Annotated in this window: 13 protein-coding genes; 8 read left to right on the top strand and 5 right to left on the bottom strand. The window is 37.5% G+C overall.

Going from position 1 to position 18,149, the window contains the following annotated elements:
- Positions 1-97: 97 nt before the first annotated feature.
- Positions 98-475 (bottom strand): DoxX family protein, encoded by a 378-nt coding sequence (locus QWT87_RS12825; RefSeq protein WP_076393154.1) that lies wholly within the window; start codon positions 473-475, stop codon positions 98-100.
- A 130-nt stretch (positions 476-605) separates the two neighbouring features.
- Here QWT87_RS12825 and QWT87_RS12820 point away from each other — a divergent pair, with 130 nt between their 5' ends.
- The gene (locus QWT87_RS12820) at positions 606-1,307 is read left to right on the top strand and encodes a CoA transferase subunit A (RefSeq protein ID WP_029297233.1); all 702 of its coding nucleotides are present in this window, start codon (positions 606-608) and stop codon (positions 1,305-1,307) included.
- A gap of 152 nt (positions 1,308-1,459) precedes the next feature.
- Here the strand turns inward: QWT87_RS12820 and QWT87_RS12815 are convergent, their stop codons facing one another.
- Positions 1,460-3,253 (bottom strand): ABC transporter ATP-binding protein, encoded by a 1,794-nt coding sequence (locus QWT87_RS12815; RefSeq protein WP_302716404.1) that lies wholly within the window; start codon positions 3,251-3,253, stop codon positions 1,460-1,462.
- A 121-nt stretch (positions 3,254-3,374) separates the two neighbouring features.
- On the opposite strand from QWT87_RS12815, the gene QWT87_RS12810 reads away from it, so the two are divergent.
- Positions 3,375-4,028: a CoA transferase subunit B gene (locus tag QWT87_RS12810; protein WP_087711093.1), complete on the top strand. Its 654-nt coding sequence runs from the start codon at positions 3,375-3,377 to the stop codon at positions 4,026-4,028.
- A 55-nt stretch (positions 4,029-4,083) separates the two neighbouring features.
- On the opposite strand, the gene QWT87_RS12805 is transcribed toward QWT87_RS12810, so the two are convergent.
- The 3 genes from QWT87_RS12805 to QWT87_RS12795 all read right to left on the bottom strand — a co-directional run bounded on the left by QWT87_RS12805 (position 4,084) and on the right by QWT87_RS12795 (position 10,560).
- A complete protein-coding gene (locus QWT87_RS12805) occupies positions 4,084-5,730 on the bottom strand; it encodes a RagB/SusD family nutrient uptake outer membrane protein (protein ID WP_302716403.1) in 1,647 nt (548 codons plus the stop codon).
- Between the two features lie 10 nt (positions 5,731-5,740).
- Positions 5,741-8,854: a SusC/RagA family TonB-linked outer membrane protein gene (locus QWT87_RS12800; RefSeq protein ID WP_302716402.1), complete on the bottom strand. Its 3,114-nt coding sequence runs from the start codon at positions 8,852-8,854 to the stop codon at positions 5,741-5,743.
- Between the two features lie 896 nt (positions 8,855-9,750).
- Entirely contained in the window at positions 9,751-10,560 is an 810-nt protein-coding gene (locus tag QWT87_RS12795) for a DUF4197 domain-containing protein (RefSeq protein ID WP_302716401.1), read from the bottom strand.
- A 103-nt stretch (positions 10,561-10,663) separates the two neighbouring features.
- On the opposite strand from QWT87_RS12795, the gene QWT87_RS12790 reads away from it, so the two are divergent.
- The 6 genes from QWT87_RS12790 to QWT87_RS12765 all read left to right on the top strand — a co-directional run bounded on the left by QWT87_RS12790 (position 10,664) and on the right by QWT87_RS12765 (position 18,081).
- Positions 10,664-12,934: a glycoside hydrolase family 20 protein gene (locus QWT87_RS12790; protein ID WP_302716400.1), complete on the top strand. Its 2,271-nt coding sequence runs from the start codon at positions 10,664-10,666 to the stop codon at positions 12,932-12,934.
- Between the two features lie 16 nt (positions 12,935-12,950).
- Positions 12,951-13,580: a Crp/Fnr family transcriptional regulator gene (locus tag QWT87_RS12785; protein WP_302716399.1), complete on the top strand. Its 630-nt coding sequence runs from the start codon at positions 12,951-12,953 to the stop codon at positions 13,578-13,580.
- Between the two features lie 229 nt (positions 13,581-13,809).
- A complete protein-coding gene (locus QWT87_RS12780; RefSeq protein ID WP_302716397.1) occupies positions 13,810-14,604 on the top strand; it encodes a sulfite exporter TauE/SafE family protein in 795 nt (264 codons plus the stop codon).
- A gap of 746 nt (positions 14,605-15,350) precedes the next feature.
- Complete coding sequence (locus tag QWT87_RS12775) at positions 15,351-16,763, top strand: MBL fold metallo-hydrolase (RefSeq protein ID WP_302716396.1); 1,413 nt, start codon at positions 15,351-15,353, stop codon at positions 16,761-16,763.
- Positions 16,764-17,025: 262 nt separating this feature from the next.
- Positions 17,026-17,589, top strand: a complete 564-nt coding sequence (locus tag QWT87_RS12770) for a YeeE/YedE family protein (RefSeq protein WP_302716395.1) — start codon at positions 17,026-17,028, stop codon at positions 17,587-17,589.
- A 9-nt stretch (positions 17,590-17,598) separates the two neighbouring features.
- The gene (locus QWT87_RS12765; RefSeq protein ID WP_302716394.1) at positions 17,599-18,081 is read left to right on the top strand and encodes a DUF6691 family protein; all 483 of its coding nucleotides are present in this window, start codon (positions 17,599-17,601) and stop codon (positions 18,079-18,081) included.
- Positions 18,082-18,149 lie beyond the last annotated feature (68 nt).

Below are 18,149 nucleotides of genomic sequence, written 5' to 3'. Positions count from 1 at the left end.
CCCCCCCCCCCCCCCCCGAAACTAAGAAAAGAGCTCAGACATGCCGCTCAATCTGGGCTAAAATATTCTCCGTGGCTCAATATTTGACATTCAAAAATCAATCATCAGTAGATTTCAGTGCCCATGCAATCAGCGGAGCCTGCATAAAAAGTCTTCCCAATCTCTGATTATCCGTGTTCAGTCCAAAAGAATCCCTTCTGTTCTTGTATTGGGCAATATTCCCGGGAAAAACAGCCGCGAAAAATCCAGCAACAATTCTTCCCATATTTTTTCTGTATTTTTTAGGTGTTGCGATCATTGCCGTTCCTAAAGCGATTTCGGCAACTCCCGAATAAACAACAGTATCATCTTTATCCAGAGGAACCCATTCCGGAACCTGTGCCTGAAACTCTTTCCTTGCGAAAGTAAGATGTCCTATTCCTGCGGTAATTAAAAATGCGCCGAGTGCAATTCTTGAAATATTTTTTGCTTCCATAATATAAATATTTGTGGGGTGATGATGTAGACTATCCAAATTTCAGACCACGAAAAAAATCAAAAAATCCTGAACACCGGATATATGAGAAAAATTATTAAATTTAGCCAACAGAAAAATCTAATATTTCATGATAGATAAAAGAGTAAAAAATGCAAAGGAAGCCATCGAAGGCATTAAAGACGGAATGACATTAATGTTAGGAGGATTCGGACTTTGCGGAATTCCTGAAAACTCAATTAATGCTTTGGTAGAGAGTGATGTAAAAGACTTAACCTGTATTTCAAACAACGCCGGAGTAGACGATTTCGGTTTGGGATTACTGCTTCACAAAAGACAGATCAAAAAAATGATTTCTTCTTATGTAGGAGAAAATGCAGAATTCGAAAGACAGATGCTTTCAGGAGAACTGGAAGTGGAACTTACTCCACAGGGAACTTTGGCAGAAAAATGCAGAGCGGCGCAGGCTGGAATTCCCGCTTTTTACACACCGGCAGGTTTCGGGACGGAAGTAGCGGAAGGAAAAGAAGTAAAAGATTTCAAAGGAAAACCCCACATTCTGGAATATGCTTATGAAGCGGACTTCTCAATTGTAAAAGCATGGAAAGGAGATCACGCCGGAAACCTTATCTTTAAAGGATCGGCAAGAAACTTCAATCATCCGATGGCGGGAGCAGGAAAAATTACCATTGCAGAAGTAGAGGAATTGGTAGAGCCGGGAGAATTGGATCCTAACCAGATTCACATTCCGGGAATCATGATTCAGAGAATTTTTCAGGGTGAGAAATTCGAAAAAAGAATCGAGCAGAGAACCGTTAGAAAAAGAGATTAATTTTAAATTTCTTCATAAAAATAATACCCCGAAATCAACATTCGGGGTAATTTATTTTAGTTATAAAAGCCTAATTGTCATTATGAACAAAAGCGAAGAATCTCACAATCATATATAAACTTCCATCATCCCGCTTCCAACTTCCACCTTATCTACACCAAAGTTTTTCTTTCCCCGATCTGCTGTCTCCACATGGCATAATACAAACCTTTTTCTTCAATAAGATTAAGATGAGAGCCGGTTTCTACAATTTGTCCGCGTTCCAGAACGTAAATTCTGTCGGCGTGCATAATCGTGCTTAAACGGTGTGCAATAAGAACCGTAATCTGCTCTTTTTCCTTTGAAATTTCTTTAATGGTTGTGGTAATTTCCTCTTCGGTAATACTGTCCAGTGCGGAAGTAGCTTCATCAAAGATCAGTAAATGAGGTTTTCTCAGTAACGCTCTTGCAATCGCAATTCTCTGCTTTTCACCACCGCTTAGTTTTAGTCCGCCTTCACCAATCACGGTATTAATTCCGTTTTCAGCACGCTCCAGAAGAGCGGTACAGCTTGATTTTTTTAAAGCCAGCTGCAAATCTTCTTCCGTTGCGGACGGATTTACAAACAAAAGATTTTCTTTAATAGTTCCTGCAAAAAGCTGAGTGTCCTGCGTTACAAACCCGATCTGGTTTCTCAGTTCATCAAAATCAAATTCTTTCCCGTCAATATTGTTATATAAAATAGAGCCTTCCTGCGGTCTGTACAATCCCACCAACAGTTTTACCAGAGTACTTTTTCCCGAACCGCTTGGCCCTACAAAAGCAATGGTTTCTCCGTTTTTAACATTAAAGGAAATAGAACTTAAAGCCTTATAATGCGCAGTCTGATGCTGAAAAGAAACTTTTTCAAACTCAAGCTCCTCAATAGCTCCGATTTTCTTCGGTGTTAAAGGTTTCGGTTCCACTTCTTTTTTCATCACACGGTCGAAATTATTCAGCGAAGCCTGTGCTTCACGGTAGGAAATGATGATATTTCCAATTTCCTGCATCGGTCCGAAAATAAAGAATCCGTAAAACATTAACGATAAATACTGTCCCGGAGTTACAATATTTTTAAAAATTAATAACAACAACGTAAATGTGATGATCTGCTGTAAAAAATTAACCAGAGTTCCCTGTACAAAGCTTAAAGAACGGATGCTTTTAACCTTTCTTAGTTCCAGATTAAGAATTTTATAGGTATTGTTGTTCAGACGTTCAACTTCCTGATTGGTCAGTCCAAGACTTTTTACGATCTCAATATTTCTGAGACTTTCCGTGGTACTTCCTGCAAGATTTGTAGTTTCGGTGACAATATTTTTCTGAATGGTTTTTATTCTCTTGCTTAATAAATTTGTTACCACTGCAATAAAAATAATTCCCACTACATAAACCGGCATAATCGACCAATGCAGACGAATCGCGTATACAGAAACGAAAATGATACTAACTAAAATTCCAAAAAAGACATTAATGAAATTATTGATAAACTTTACAGAATCTTCCCGAACCTTCGTTAAAATAGAAAGCGTTTCACCACTTCTCTGATCTTCAAATTCCTGAAAAGGAAGCCTCATCGAATGCTTCAGACCGTCCGTAAAAATTTTAGCCCCGAATTTCTGAATAATCACATTCACCACATAATCCTGAAACGCTTTTGCAATACGGCTGATCATTGCAGTACCGATTAAAAGCCCTAAAAAGTAGAAAACACCATGATAGATATCAGTTCCGTAGAGATATTCTTCCATATTTCTCGGAAGGGTTTTCTCTTTATCGAAAAAATTGGGATGGGTAACAAGTTTGTCTAATATATTCCCTGTAATGGCAGGTGCAAATAAAGAAAATACCTGATTTACAGCAGCTAAAAACAGCGAAATAATAATCAGCCACTTATAAGGTTTAAGGTAATGTAATAAAATTTTCATCGTTTAAATTAAAGCGTACAAATTTACAACAATTTAAGAAGTAACATTTATCATAGGATAAGAAAGAAAATTATTTCGTAATTCTGAAAAAATGGCTAATTTGGCAGGATAAGATTAAGCTATGCTGACTAAAGAACAAATTGCACAAAGAATTTCAAGAGAAGTAAAAGACGGATATTATGTAAATTTAGGAATCGGAATTCCCACATTGGTTGCCAACTACGTTCCGGATAATCTTTCGGTAGAGTTCCAGAGTGAGAACGGAGTTTTAGGAATGGGACCATTTCCTTTTGAGGGAGAAGAAGACGCAGATGTCATCAATGCCGGAAAACAGACGATTACCATCTTAGACGGAGGTTCCTTCTTCGATTCGGCGTTCAGTTTCGGGATGATAAGAGCGCAGAAAGTGGATCTTACCATTTTGGGAGCCATGGAAGTTGCCGAAAACGGAGATATTGCCAACTGGAAAATTCCGGGAAAAATGGTGAAAGGAATGGGCGGAGCAATGGATCTTGTAGCTTCGGCAGAAAATATTATCGTTGCGATGATGCACGTAAACAAAGCAGGAGAAAGTAAAATACTTAAAAAATGTACCCTACCTTTAACCGGAGTAAACTGCGTGAAAAGAGTGGTTACAGAATTAGCCGTTCTAGATGTTACGCCTCAGGGTTTTAAACTTGTTGAAAGAGCTCCGGGAGTTTCTGTGGAGCACATTATACAATCTACAGAAGCTGATCTGATTATTGAAGGAGAAATTCCGGAAATGCAGTTTTAGCACAATAAAAAAATAATCCGTCTCATAAAGGCGGATTATTTTTTTGAATAGTATATTAATAGGCTGGGTTTTGCGGAAAATTTTTATTCTGATTAAGATCTAAAACCGTCTGCGGAATAGGTCTTAAAATTTTCTTGGCTCCGTTATTACCATTGAAGTTAGAAGCACTTGTAATTTTATAATTGTACTGTACAGTTCTTGTAATAAGAGTTCCTGTACGCTTAAGATCAAACCATCTGTTGTATTCTCCAAGCATTTCTCTGCCGCGTTCATCAAGAATATAATCGATGTTAAATTCTGCCGGTGTAGCATCCGGAACTCCCGCTCTTGCTCTTACTGCATTCAGTCTTAAAAGTCCTAAAGCAGAATTTCCTGATTTCAAATAGGCTTCTGCTGCAATAAGATACGTATCTGCAAGTCTTGAAACAATAATATCTCTCGTACTTACGGCTCCCGTGCTGGATGGAGTTGAAGGGGAAGGATCATCAAACTTTTTCACAGGAATGGTCTGGTAATCCAGATTCTTCACCAAAGTATAAGCCGCATCAAAAGTTCCTTTGTCGTGGTAAACAAATCCCGGGGCGAGTTTTGAAGCATTGGCAGACAGCCAAGCTGTTTTATCTGCTGCGGTATACCATAAAGGTTCATAAAAATGTTTAATTCTCAGCGTAGATTTATCTGCTACTCTGAAAAAGTCGTAATATCTTTCATACACAACGTTCATAAAGGTAGACTCCCATCTCAGATCTCCTTTTTTAAATAAATTCAATGCGTAAGATGTCGGGCAAAGATTATAACTTCTTAACGGAGCGTTACCATTGGTTTCTGCACCGCCAAGATATGAACTGAAGTAGTAAAACTGCTTGTTTCCAAGGGTAGTAGGAGATGTACTGGTAGAGGTAAAATCATACTGTACAGAAAAAATAGTTTCAGCATTAAGATCTTTACCAGGGTAAAATAAATCAGCAGGAGAAATTGTTAATCCCTGTCCTGCGATGGCTGCATCTGCATACGTTGCCGCAGTTGCAAAATCTGAAGCCGAACCGAAAGTCTCATAGCCTCGGGTAAGGTATACTTTTGCCAAAAGATCATTCACTGCTCTTTTATTAACTTTTCCGCTGGTAGAATAAGCTTGTGTTCCTACGGCTGCAAGTGAAGCTTTCAACTCATTGATGATGTATGTATATACTTGTTCTGCTGAATTTCTGTCAAACTGAAGAACTGGCAAAGTAAAGTTCTCCTCTACAATAGGTACTCCGCCATACGTCTGCACCAGCAGAAAATATGCATTGGCTCTTAAAAACCTTGCTTCTCCCACCAATACCGGAACATTGGCAGTCTGTTCTGTAATTTTAGAATAGTATACAGTCTTGTTTACCGCCTGAATAAGCTGATAACAGGATGTATATAACTGATCCACACCTTCTGAAGCGGGAATAAGCTGAGTATATTGGCTGAGACCTGCCGGTTCCGGCGTTCTTCCTTCCGCATACATATCTGTACCCGCTACAAAAAGCCACGGATCTCCACCATAAATACTTTTTAACCATGCATAATCGGTGTTCACAAGTAACTGAAACCCTACCGCAGTCTTATAGGCGTCGTCTGCAGGAGCATTAGACAAACTTTCTTCTTCGAGAAAATCGCTGCAGGAATTGAAAATTGAGGCGGCGAAAATTAATGTTAAGAATATCTTTTTCATGATTGTAGAATTAAAATTTAGCACTTAGTCCTAATTGTGTAGTAATAGAAGCCGGTCTGTTGATCCCGATATTTGCGGCTGCCCATTCAGGATCATATCCGTCGAATTTGGTAAATACAAAAGGATCGAGAACATTAATGTAAACTCTGAGATTGCTCATCTTTATTTTGCTGAGGAATTCCGAATCAAAAGTATATCCAAGTGAAATGTTTTTTACCTTCACAAAAGAAATATCTCTGTAATACCCGAATCCTGTAGACCAAAATGCTCCTGCTCCTGTAGCAACCGGACCCGGTCTTGGATTTGTCGTATTGGCATTAGCAGCAAGTCCTGCACTATTAGTTGGTACAAAATATTCCATCGCCATTTTCTGACGGCCTCTGTCTGAAACATCAGCAAAATTTTGATGAAAAGTACTGAGAACCGTTTGTCCCTGACTGGTAATAATAGAAAAATTGAAATCGAATTTCCCTACCGTAAATCTGGAGTAAAAACTTCCCTGCCATTTCGGAACCGAACTGCCGATAACCGTTCTGTCATTTGCATCAAATTTTCCGTCGCCGTTAAGATCTTTCGGACGTGCCATTCCCGGAGTCTGCCCGTAAGCGGCTGCCTGCGCTGCCTCACTTTCCTGCCAAACTCCGTCGTACACATAATTGAAATTCGGGTTTAAGCTGGAACCTAAAATAAGAAGATTTCCCTTATCGCTTACCTGATCCTGATTGTAAATAGATTCGAGTTTATTTACGTTTTTCGTAAAGGTAAAAGTCGTCTCCCAGTTTATGAGTTTACTTTTAATATTTTTTGTGGTCAGTAATACTTCAACCCCTTTGTTGCTTACAGATCCTACATTCGAGTAGGTATATTTAATCCCCATTTCTGCGGGAAGCTGTTGTCTGTAGATCAGATTATCGGAAAGCCTGTCGTATACATCAACAGTACCGCTGATTCTGTTTTTTAAAAATCCGAAATCCAGCCCGAAATTAAGCTCCCTTGTTTTTTCCCATGTAAGGAGCGGATTCGCGAAAACGGAGGATTGTAATCCCGGAACGAGTGTACTGCCATTAGCATAAAAAGTCTGCTGATCCAGTAATGCAAGCGACTGATAAGGTGCAACATTGTCGTTTCCGGTATATCCGATACTTGCTCTTAGTTTTAATTCTGAAATAGAAGATACATTTTCAAGAAAAGATTCCTTACTTATTTTCCATCCCAATGCTAAAGAAGGAAAAGCAGTCCACTTATTGCCGGTGGATAATACCGAGGAACCATCCCATCGGGTAGATGCCGTCAATAAATATTTGTCTTTAAACCCGTAATTCAGTCGTACAGCATAAGAATTAAGAGTTCTCTTCATGTAAGGAGCCGCCTGAAGCTGATAACTGCTCTGAAGTCCGAAGCCCAGATTATAAAATTCAGAATTAAAAGGCTGTCCGTTAGAATAGCCATAGGAAGATTCTTCTTCATTAGAGTAAATACTTTGCAGCAACAATAGACTTACATCATGAACATCTTTAAAAGTATGTTTTATATCAATCTGATTATCCCACGTATAATTGAAATTTTCAGTTTTGCCTACAGAAGCAGAGTTGAGTCTGTTAAGCGCAATACCTACATTTGTTTCCGCTGTATTGGAGATTCCAAGTCTTGAGTTTGAAAATCCGGCAGAAAATGTAGTTTTTAAAGAAAGCCATTTTTTAGGCTGATATTGAAAAAATAAATTTCCCAAAGTCTGCCACACCCTTTCATTTTGTCTGGAGTTGGCAATTTCCAGAAGAGGGTTGATGGTACTTGTTTTATTAATTGCCCAGGATCCGTCCGGATATGTAAGTTTTCCGGGTAATAAAAACAGTTGTCCCGGAATATCGTTTCCATTTGCATCTACTGCGTAAGGCGAAATAAGCGGACTGAAACTGAATGCCGATCTCATGGCAAGATCACTTCCGTATTCTGTAACAGTTCTTGCAACCGTTATATTAGCACCAGTTGTAAATTTAGAATTGATCTTATGATTAATTCCCAGTTTAAAAGTATACTTGTCGTTAGAATCATTGGCAATAATCCCTTCATTTCCCTGAATACCGAAAGATAAATTATATCCCAGTCCTCCTTCAGACCTTCCCGAAACATTAATGTAATGATTTTGGGTAGAACCCGGCTGAAGTACCGCATCATACCAGTCGAAATTATAACCGTTATTGGCTCTCTGTACAAGAAGAGGACTCTGGTTTCCGGCAAGTGTTGCCAGTTGTGCAGGAGTCTGGGTCATAGGATTTGCGCTGAGATATGCTGCCTGATGAAAGCGCCACCATTCTTCTCCGGACATCATTTTCGGTAAACGGGCGGCAGTTCTTACCCCATAAGAAGTTTCCAGAGAAACACTTACTCCGGATTTTACGGTAGCTCCGTTTTTAGTGGTTACCAAAACCACTCCGCTCGCTCCTCTGGAACCGTATATTGCAGCAGAAGAAGCATCCTTAAGAATATCCATTCTGGCAATATCCTGAGGATTCAGAAAATCGATATTATCCGTAGGAACTCCGTCTACAACATATAATGGATTTCCGGATGAGATGAGAGAGTTATTTCCGCGGATTGTCATTTTAAAACCATCGCCCACTCTCCCAGAATTCGAAGTTATCTGTACTCCGGGCATACTTCCCTGAATACCTTCCAGTGCACTTGTAGTATTTCGTTCTATAATTTTGTCGGTACTTAAAGTATTTACAGATCCTGTAAGATCTGATTTTTTAACGCTGCCGTAACCTACCAGTACAATCTGCTCGATGCTTTTTGTTTTTTCTTCCTTTAACGGAACCGCGATAAAAGAACGGTTGTTCACCGGGATAATCTGCGACTGAAATCCTTCATTTTCAACAGAAAGCGAAGACTGATACTTAAGCAGTTTGATGATGAAATTTCCTTCAGCATCTGTAGTAACAGAATTTTCTGTACCTTCTTCCTTCACCGTTGCGTTAGGAACAGGAGCCTGCTTGCTGTTAGTAATCTTTCCGCTTACCTCTTTACCCTGCTGCGCAAAAACTGCTACAGAGGAAAACAGAAACAAAACAGCAAGCTTTTTTCGAATCAGAAAGCCGGATTTTGCTATTTTTTCAGATGACATAATTTTAGTTTTTTTTTTAATTAAATGTTTTTCTTTTCAATAAGAATCAGAGCTTAGCTACTTCCCGAAATTCTGTTGAAAAAACGAATTAAAAACTTTTGTGTAATCGATTGCGCAATTTGATTTTATTATCTGGCTTCTATATTAAACTTTTTTTAATAAAAATTTTATTTTTTTTAATACAATGTTAACTTTAAATTTTAAATAATTGATATTCAGTAATTTATTTTGTTGATTATATATTTTAAAATGTGATTTTTGTCATGTTTTATAAAATATTCTTCTTTTTAAATCTCCCAAAATCAATAGCAAGAAGGATGTTTTTTCTTAACTCTGTGAAAAAAGAAACATTTAAAAAAGTAAAAATGATTGAAAAAAAAAATCTTGCAAAAATTAGAGTTATTTTTCAGTTTCATGTTAAAATTCGTCTAATATTTCCACAACAATTTGAATGTCCTAAAAGTTCAAAATAATAACGATACAAGAATCAATAAGAGAAGGCTTTATTTCATTTTAACAATTAGGAATCAATTGGCTTTACTCTAAACTTATCAGCATTTAAATTAAAAACAATTTAGATCACAAATCTTTGTAATGAACTAAGTCTAATATAATTAATTAACGTGAGTTCGGGATAAGTCTTCTTAACCGCAATGGTTGAACAAATAGATTCAATTATCAGGAATTCAGCTTTTAAGATATACAAAGACGTAGAACTTATCAAAGTAATACCATTTTGTCTGAGGTTAATTAATGAAATGCAATAGTTTGATTATCAGTTAGTTTTTAAAAAAAAACCGTGTAAATCTTTATCAGACATAAAAAATCCATCCTGCAGTCTGCAAGATGGATGGTATTTTTGTTTTAAAAGAGAATAAAGTCTCAGTTAGCTTATATTATTTACCGTCCTGAGCTCCGAAAACCTTCTGCAAAATACTTGTGGTTCTCATGGCAGGCGTATTTCGGATTCCGCTTTCTTTTTCTGCCACCATTTTGAAAACCCCGTTAATGGTTTCTGTGGTTACATATTCATTAAGATCTGTAGTTACAGCCTGCCCTGTGAAAGTATTGTATTTAGAAATAATATTGCTCCAGACTTTATCGGCTCCCACTTTTCCCAGTGACGCTTTTACTTTTGGCTGAAACGCTGTAAATAATTGCGATTGAGTTTTAGTCTGTAAATAGTTTGTCGCTGCATTATTACTTCCCAGTAAAATATTTTTAGCATCCGTTATCGTCATTGAAGTAATCGCTTTTGTAAAGATCGGGGCAGCTTCCGTTACGGCATCTTCCGCAGCTCTGTTCAGCAATTTTACGCCCTGGTCTGCAAGACTTCCCAACCCGATAGAGCGTAAAGTAGTGTCGATTTTTCTCAGTTTTTCGGGCATTAAAATTTTTACCGCTTCATTTTTCAGGAAACCGTCCGTTACGCCTAATTTTTTCACGCCTTCATTTACACCGAGACTCAGAGCTTCCTTTAGTCCAGAAGAAATTTGGGTTGATGTAAGACTTCCCAGATTAACGGATGATGCTGTTGTTGTCGTTTTTGGCGTGGTTGTGGTTCCGTTGGTTTGAGCCGGAACTTTAGGATTGTTAAGATCAATTCCCGTCTGATCTTTCACGGTAGATTTTATAACATCTAAAATCTGTGCCTGTGAGGAAACTGAAAATAAAAGTCCGCCTATCAAAAGAAATGTTTTTCTCATCGTTTATTTTTTGCAAAATTAGATGTTTTGTTCCTTAATAAGTTAAATCATCTTTAAAATTTTCAGAAAATAAGTATATTCGCTTAAATCTTAAATCCACAAAATGCAGAGTTTTTTATTGGTACTTTCTGTGCTTTTTTCAAGTCTCTTTTTTACTCAAACCAGATTAAATTTAATTCCCTATCCGCAAAAGGTTGAATTAAAAACAGGGAATTTCGAGGTAAGCGGGAATACACTTTTCGTGGGAGACAAAAAATCTAATGAATACAAATATTTTATGGATAATTTTAAAAAAATCTATCCAAAAAATTCATCTCAAAACATAAAAAAAACAAAGCCAAATTTTATTTCGCTACTGTTAAATAAAGATTTAAAAATTGATAATAAACGAGAGTTTAATTCAAATTACATTATAAATATCAGCAACGAAATGATTATGGTTGTTGGGAAGAACCCTGAAGGTCTTTTTCAAGGCATTCAAACTCTTCTACAATTAATAAAAACTTCAGAAGACGGTAAAATTCCTGCTCTCGAAATCCATGATTCCCCAAAATTTCAATGGAGAGGAATGCATTTGGACGTTTCCAGACATTTTTTCACCGTTGAAGAAGTAAAACAATACATCGATTATCTCGCCATGTATAAACTGAATACGTTTCACTGGCATTTAACCGACGATCAGGGTTGGAGAATTGAGATCAAAAAATATCCGAAATTAACGCAGGTCGGCTCAAAACGTAAGGAATCGATGATTGGAGCGTATGTTGATAATACCTTCGACGGAAAACCTTACGGGCCTTATTTTTATACGCAGGATCAGATTAAAGAAGTCGTAAAATACGCTCAGGAAAGACATATTACCATAGTTCCCGAAATTGAAATGCCGGGTCACGCTTTAGCTGCATTGTCCGCCTATCCGGATTTAGCCTGTACAAAAGGATCTTTCGAACCTGCCACAAAATGGGGCGTTTTTGATGATGTTTTCTGTCCGAAAGACGAAACTTTTACCTTTTTAGAAAATGTTTTGGATGAGGTAATTGCACTTTTTCCTTCGCAATACATCCACATCGGAGGCGATGAATGTCCGAAAACAAGATGGAAAGAATGCCCTCATTGTCAGGAATTAATCAAAAAAAATAACCTGAAAGACGAGCACGGACTTCAAAGTTATTTTATCCAACGAATTGAAAAATATGTGAATTCAAAAGGCAGAAAAATCATCGGTTGGGACGAAATTCTGGAAGGTGGACTGGCTCCGAATGCCGCAGTTATGAGCTGGACAGGAATTAAAGGCGGGGTAGAAGCTGCAAAATCCGGTCATTTTGCCGTTATGACGCCCGGATCTTACTGTTATTTCGATCATTATCAGGGAGATCCGGCAACCGAGCCGAACGCTTTCGGAGGATTTACGCCTTTGGATAAAGTCTATTCTTACAATCCAATTCCCGAAGAACTGAATGCTGAACAGGCAAAATATATTTTAGGAGTTCAGGCAAATTTGTGGACCGAGTATATTCTTGATTTCAACCGCGTTCAGTATATGATTTTCCCGAGATTACTGGCGCTTTCTGAAGTGGGATGGGGAACTGCTGATCCTAAAAATTATAAGGAATTTGAAGGAAGAGTAGTAAATGAATTCAAAAATCTGGATAAAATGGGAGTGAATTACGCCAAAAGCATTTACAATGTTTCAGGGAAAGTAATTTCTTCTGGAAATGGAGTAGCTTACGAACTTTCAACCTCACAAAATCCGGACGGAATCCGATACACAGTGGACGGAACAGATCCTTCAGCTAATTCTCAGACCTATAAAAATCCTGTTCAGATTTCAAAATCAATGACGGTTAAATCTGCCTATTTCGAAAATGGACAGCTTAAAAGCGCTGTATCTTCCCAAATTTTCACGATATCCAAAACAACCGGAAAAAAAATTACATTAGAAGAACAGCCAAGTGAAAATTATTCTTTCGGCGGAGCTTTTACTTTAATCGACGGAATTACAGGAAACCAAAAACAACTGGGAAAAACATGGCTTGGTTTTAATGGAAAAGATGTGGTGGCAACCATTGATTTCGGACAGAAAACTCAGTTTTCGGAAGTTTATTTCAATACACTGGATAATAAAGGAAGCTGGATTCATTTCGCAAAATCGGCTCAGATTTTTGTATCAGACAACGGCTCAGATTTTAAGTTAATAAAAGAAGTCGGAAAAGAAGAAATCCTTTCAGCAAAAGGAAAAATTAAAGTGAATGTAGGAAGTCAGAATTCAAAATACATTAAGGTTAAAATAGAAAATGCAGGCATTATTCCTGCGGGAAATCCGGGTGCAGATTCTAAAGCATGGCTTTTTGTTGACGAAATTGGTGTAAATTAGCCTTAGAAATTTTATTATGCAGGATTCAGTGCTTTCTTCAGAATTTACTTCTTCGCCGGAACTGGTGGAAAAGCTTTACAGATACGGAGTTACAAAAACCTATAATGAAGGCGATATTATTCTGGATGAAAATTCGTCCATCCGTTCTATTCCAATTGTGATGAAAGGGATGATGAAAGTGATCCGTACCGAAGAAGATGGTCGGGAAATTCTTCTGTACTACATCAAAGCAGGTGAAAGCTGCATTATGTCTTTTCTGGGCGGAATGCATAATGAAAAAAGCATCGTAAAAGCGGAAGTAGAAGAAGATACCGAAATCCTGTTTCTGCCTGTTGACAAGGTTTCATTGTTTATTAAAGAATATCCGGAATGGCTCGATTATATTTTCAGGCTGTATCATAAGCGCTTTGAAGAACTCTTGGATATCATCAATGCGATCGCTTTCAAAAAAGTAGATGAAAGACTGCTGAATCTTCTTCACAAAAAATCTGAAATTCTGAATTCCAAAACCATCATAATCACCCACGAACAGCTTGCCAATGAACTCGGAACCGCCAGAGTCGTCGTTTCCCGACTCCTGAAACAGCTTGAAGACTCCGGAAAACTCCAGCTCGGACGAAATAAAATTACAATTTTAGAAGATTAGACAAAACTCTTTGCGATCCTATCTAAGTGAATAGTTTATGCTGAGCTTGTCGAAGTAACTTTGCGAACTTAAAAAAGGATAGTAGTAAAAAAAATCTTAGCGAACTTCGCAATCAAAAAAATATTACGAGTTTGCAAACTTAAAAAACACGGTATGAAAATCCTTCTGTAACAAAAGTAGCGGTACACCTTTTCCAATATCTTCAATTTTGCATTGTAAAGTTGAAAACATGGAAATTTTTGGATATCTCGCTTCTGTTTTAATAGGAATTTCGTTAGGTTTAATCGGTGGTGGCGGAAGCATTCTTACCGTTCCCGTTTTGGTTTACCTTTTCGGATTAGATGCTTTTCTGGCAACAGAATATTCCCTTTTTATTGTCGGAATCAGCAGTGTGGTCGGTTCAGTTTCCTATTTCAAAAAAGGGTTGGTGAATTTTAAAACAGCACTTGTTTTCGGCATTCCGTCCATTATTTCCATTTTCCTGACGCGAAATTATATTGTACCCTTAATTCCCGATGAAGTTGTTACAGTCAGCAACTTTGTGGTAACCAAAGATATTCTATTGCTTTTAATTTTTGCAGGATTAATGATTTTAGCTTCCTACAAAATGATTCAGAAAACTACAGATTGTGTTACTGAAACATCAGATTTACAGAAAAACAGTACCCTTTTGGCTGCAGGAGAAGGATCTGTTGTCGGAATTTTAACAGGTTTAGTCGGAGCCGGAGGCGGATTTATGATCATTCCTGCTCTTGTTAATCTCCTCAAAACCCCAATGAAAGCAGCCATCGGAACTTCGCTGGTTATCATTTCGCTTAATTCGCTCATCGGATTTTTCTCATCAATGAATGCTGTGAAAATCGATTGGAAATTATTAGCCACCATTTCATCAATTGCTATTGTCGGTATCATCATCGGTTCGCAGTTATCCAAAAAAATCGACGGAAAAAAACTCAAGCCTGCATTCGGATGGTTCATTCTTGTGATGGGAATTTACATCATCGTCAAAGAACTTTTTTTGTAGTTTTTTCTTATTAGGGCATCTGTTTCCGCCTGTAGTTTATCCTGAGTTTATGGAAGGGCTCCCAATCTTTTTGTTTTGTAAAAAATAAAAGAACTCCACTCAGGTCGGACTGCGAGAAATTCGGGGTAAAAAAATCAAAGTTTTTTTAAATCTATAGAGCAAAATACTATAAAATCCAATCTATTATAAACATTAGCATCATTATGATATTCAAAAAAGCGTGAGTTTGATGTAAAAACAGTGCAAAAGTATCAATATGATTGGGCTTCAGCCCATTTTAATAATCAAGAAAACAATCAGCTTTAGCCAAAATTTGTACTCAATTTCGATTAAAGTTAATTTTAATTAAAATACCATGAAGTTCAATCTCTTATAAGCTTTATCGGCTTTCTGACACCCAAAAAAACATAGTAATTAGGACATAGTGTTTTAACGTGAGTTTGATGTAAAAACAGTGCAAAAGTATCAATAGGAATGGGCTTCAGCCCATTTTAGTAATCAAGAAAACAATAGGCTTTAGCCAAAACTTATACTTAAAGTTAATTTTAATTAGAATAACCATGAAGTTCAATCTCTTATAAGCTTTAGCGGCTTTGTGAAACGCAAAAATCACAATAGTTAAAAAAATCTTAGTGTCTTTGTGTTCAAAAAAATAAAAACCCTTCTGTAACAAAAGTAGCGGTACAGAAAATCTTAAACTCGGAAATTTGTATCAGAAAAATAAGTAAAATTTAAAATCAGAAAAAATGAAAATAGAACAGATTTATACAGGATGTCTTGCACAGGGAGCTTATTACATTGTTTCTAACGGTGAAGCGGCAATTATAGATCCGCTAAGAGAAACCCAGCCTTATATTGAGCGTCTTAAAAAAGATAACGTTACGCTGAAATACATTTTTGAAACCCACTTTCACGCGGATTTTGTAAGCGGACATTTAGATTTAAGCAAAAAAACGAATGCACCGATTGTATACGGTCCCACAGCAAAACCTGAATTTGAAGCCATTATTGCAGAAGATAATCAGACCTTTCAAGTAGGAAGTATCACCATAAAAGTTCTTCATACACCCGGTCATACCATGGAAAGTTCCTCTTTTCTTCTGATTGACGAAAACGGAAAAGAAACGGCTCTTTTCAGCGGAGATACTCTGTTTTTAGGCGATGTTGGACGTCCCGATCTGGCACAGAAAGCAGCAAACATGACGCAGGAAGAATTGGCAGGCTTACTTTATGAAAGTCTTTACAGCAAAATTTTACCTTTGGATGATGACATTACCGTTTATCCGGCACACGGAGCGGGTTCTGCATGCGGAAAAAATATGCAGAAAGAAACGGTAGATTCACTGGGAAATCAGAAGAAAACCAATTACGCCTTGAATCAGAGAGATAAACAAAGTTTCATCAAAGCGGTTACAGACGGACTTCTTCCGCCTCCGGCTTATTTTGGAATGAATGTGGCGATGAATAAAAAAGGCTACGACAGTTTCGATGAAGTCTTGTCTAAAGGTTTACAGGCACTTTCCCCTGATGAATTTGAAGAAATGGCAGAACATTCAGGTGCTTTGATTTTGGATGTACGAAATAACGAAGACTTCGTAAAAGGATTTGTTCCGCAATCCATCAATATTGGACTGAATGGCGATTTTGCACCTTGGGTCGGAGCTTTGGTAGTGGATGTAAAACAGCCAATTCTGCTCATTACCAACGAAAATGAAGAGGAAGAAACCGTGACCCGATTAAGCCGTGTAGGATTTGACAATGTTCTCGGATTTTTAAAAGGTAGCTTCAACGCATGGAAAGACAGCGGAAAAGAAATAGATTCCGTTAACAGAATTTCCGCACAGCAATTTGAACAGGAAATTAAAGAAAAAGAAGCGAAAATTATTGATGTCCGAAAAGAAAGTGAATACAATGCAGAACATATAGATGAAGCATTTAACAAACCTTTGGCATACATCAACGAATGGATCAGTTCAATCGATCCGGCAGAACATTTCTATCTTCACTGTGCAGGAGGTTACAGAAGTATGATGGCTGCAAGTATTCTTCAGGCAAGAGGCTACCGCAATTTTAGTGAAATTGAAGGCGGGTTCAACGCAATTTCTCAAACAGACATTCCGGTAAGTGATTTTGTTTGCCAGAGTAAAATTTTAAAATAGATTTTACAACGAAAGAGACAAGAAACTTTTGAAGGTCCAAAATCAGTCAGAATAAGAATCTTTGTGGTCTTCAATAAGTGTTAACGCCTTTGCAAACTTAAAAATCAACAGAGTTATTTTGAAAAGAAAACTTAGCGCTCTTGGCGTTTAAATCCAAAAATAGGTCAATTTCTGCTGAAGTCGATTTTATTTGCAATCTTTACATCAAACTCACGTTAAAATCATTAATCAGAATATAAAACAGTTTTAATACAAATACTTAATGTTAGAAATCATAAAAGAACCTTGGCCGTGGTACGTTGCAGGACCGTTAATCGGGCTTACTGTTCCTGCTTTGCTGATTTTGGGAAACAAATCTTTCGGGATAAGCTCGTCGCTCAGACATATCTGTGCAGCATGTATTCCTGCGAATATCGGCTTCTTTAAATATGACTGGAAAAAAGAACTCTGGAATTTATTCTTTGTATTCGGAATTTTTTTAGGCGGAATGATTGCCGCTCAATTTTTAATGAACCCAGAAGAAATTACCGTTAACCAGAATCTCAAAACAGAATTAGCAACCTACGGAATTACGGATTACAGCAATCTCGTTCCGACACAACTCATGAATTTTACCAGTCTTTTTACCATAAGAGGATTTATTATGATGGTTGTCGGTGGCTTTTTGGTAGGTTTCGGGACGCGTTATGCGGGAGGATGTACAAGCGGACACGCCATCATGGGACTTTCCAACCTTCAGGGCGCTTCCTTAATTGCAACAATCTGCTTTATGGCAGGAGGCTTTTTAATGGCAAACATCATTCTGCCCATTATTCTTTCACTTTAAAATTTAAAAATGAAACAGGAAAAAGAGATAAGACATCAGGACAGTATTTGTACCAACGAAAGTCAACTTAGGCACAAATGGTACCACAATTTAAAATATATGATCGTTGGAATATTATTCGGGATCATCTTTGTAAAAGCAGAAATTATAAGCTGGTTCAGAATTCAGGAAATGTTCCGGTTACAGTCTTTCCATATGTACGGTGTTATCGGAAGTGCTATTTTAACAGGAATGATCTCTGTATTGATCATTAAAAAATTTAATATCAAAACCATTTATGGCGAAAAAATTTCCATTGCTCCAAAGAAATTTAATAAAGGCCAAATTTATGGCGGACTGATCTTCGGATTTGGATGGGCGATTACAGGAGCCTGTCCCGGACCGCTTTTCGCACAGATCGGAACCGGAGCTTTTGCGGTAGCCATCACTTTGCTGAGTGCCATTTTCGGAACTTGGGTTTACGGATATTTCAGGGAAAAATTACCTCATTAATTTTCAGTAAAATCATTTAGGCGGTAGAAAATCTACCGCTTTTTTTATTTCATCTTCATGCGAAAAAT

The organism is Chryseobacterium urinae, assembly GCF_030518295.1.
Taxonomy (GTDB): domain Bacteria; phylum Bacteroidota; class Bacteroidia; order Flavobacteriales; family Weeksellaceae; genus Chryseobacterium; species Chryseobacterium mucoviscidosis.
Note: the sequence above shows the minus strand (reverse complement) of the source record. Positions and strands in the feature narration are given on the sequence as shown.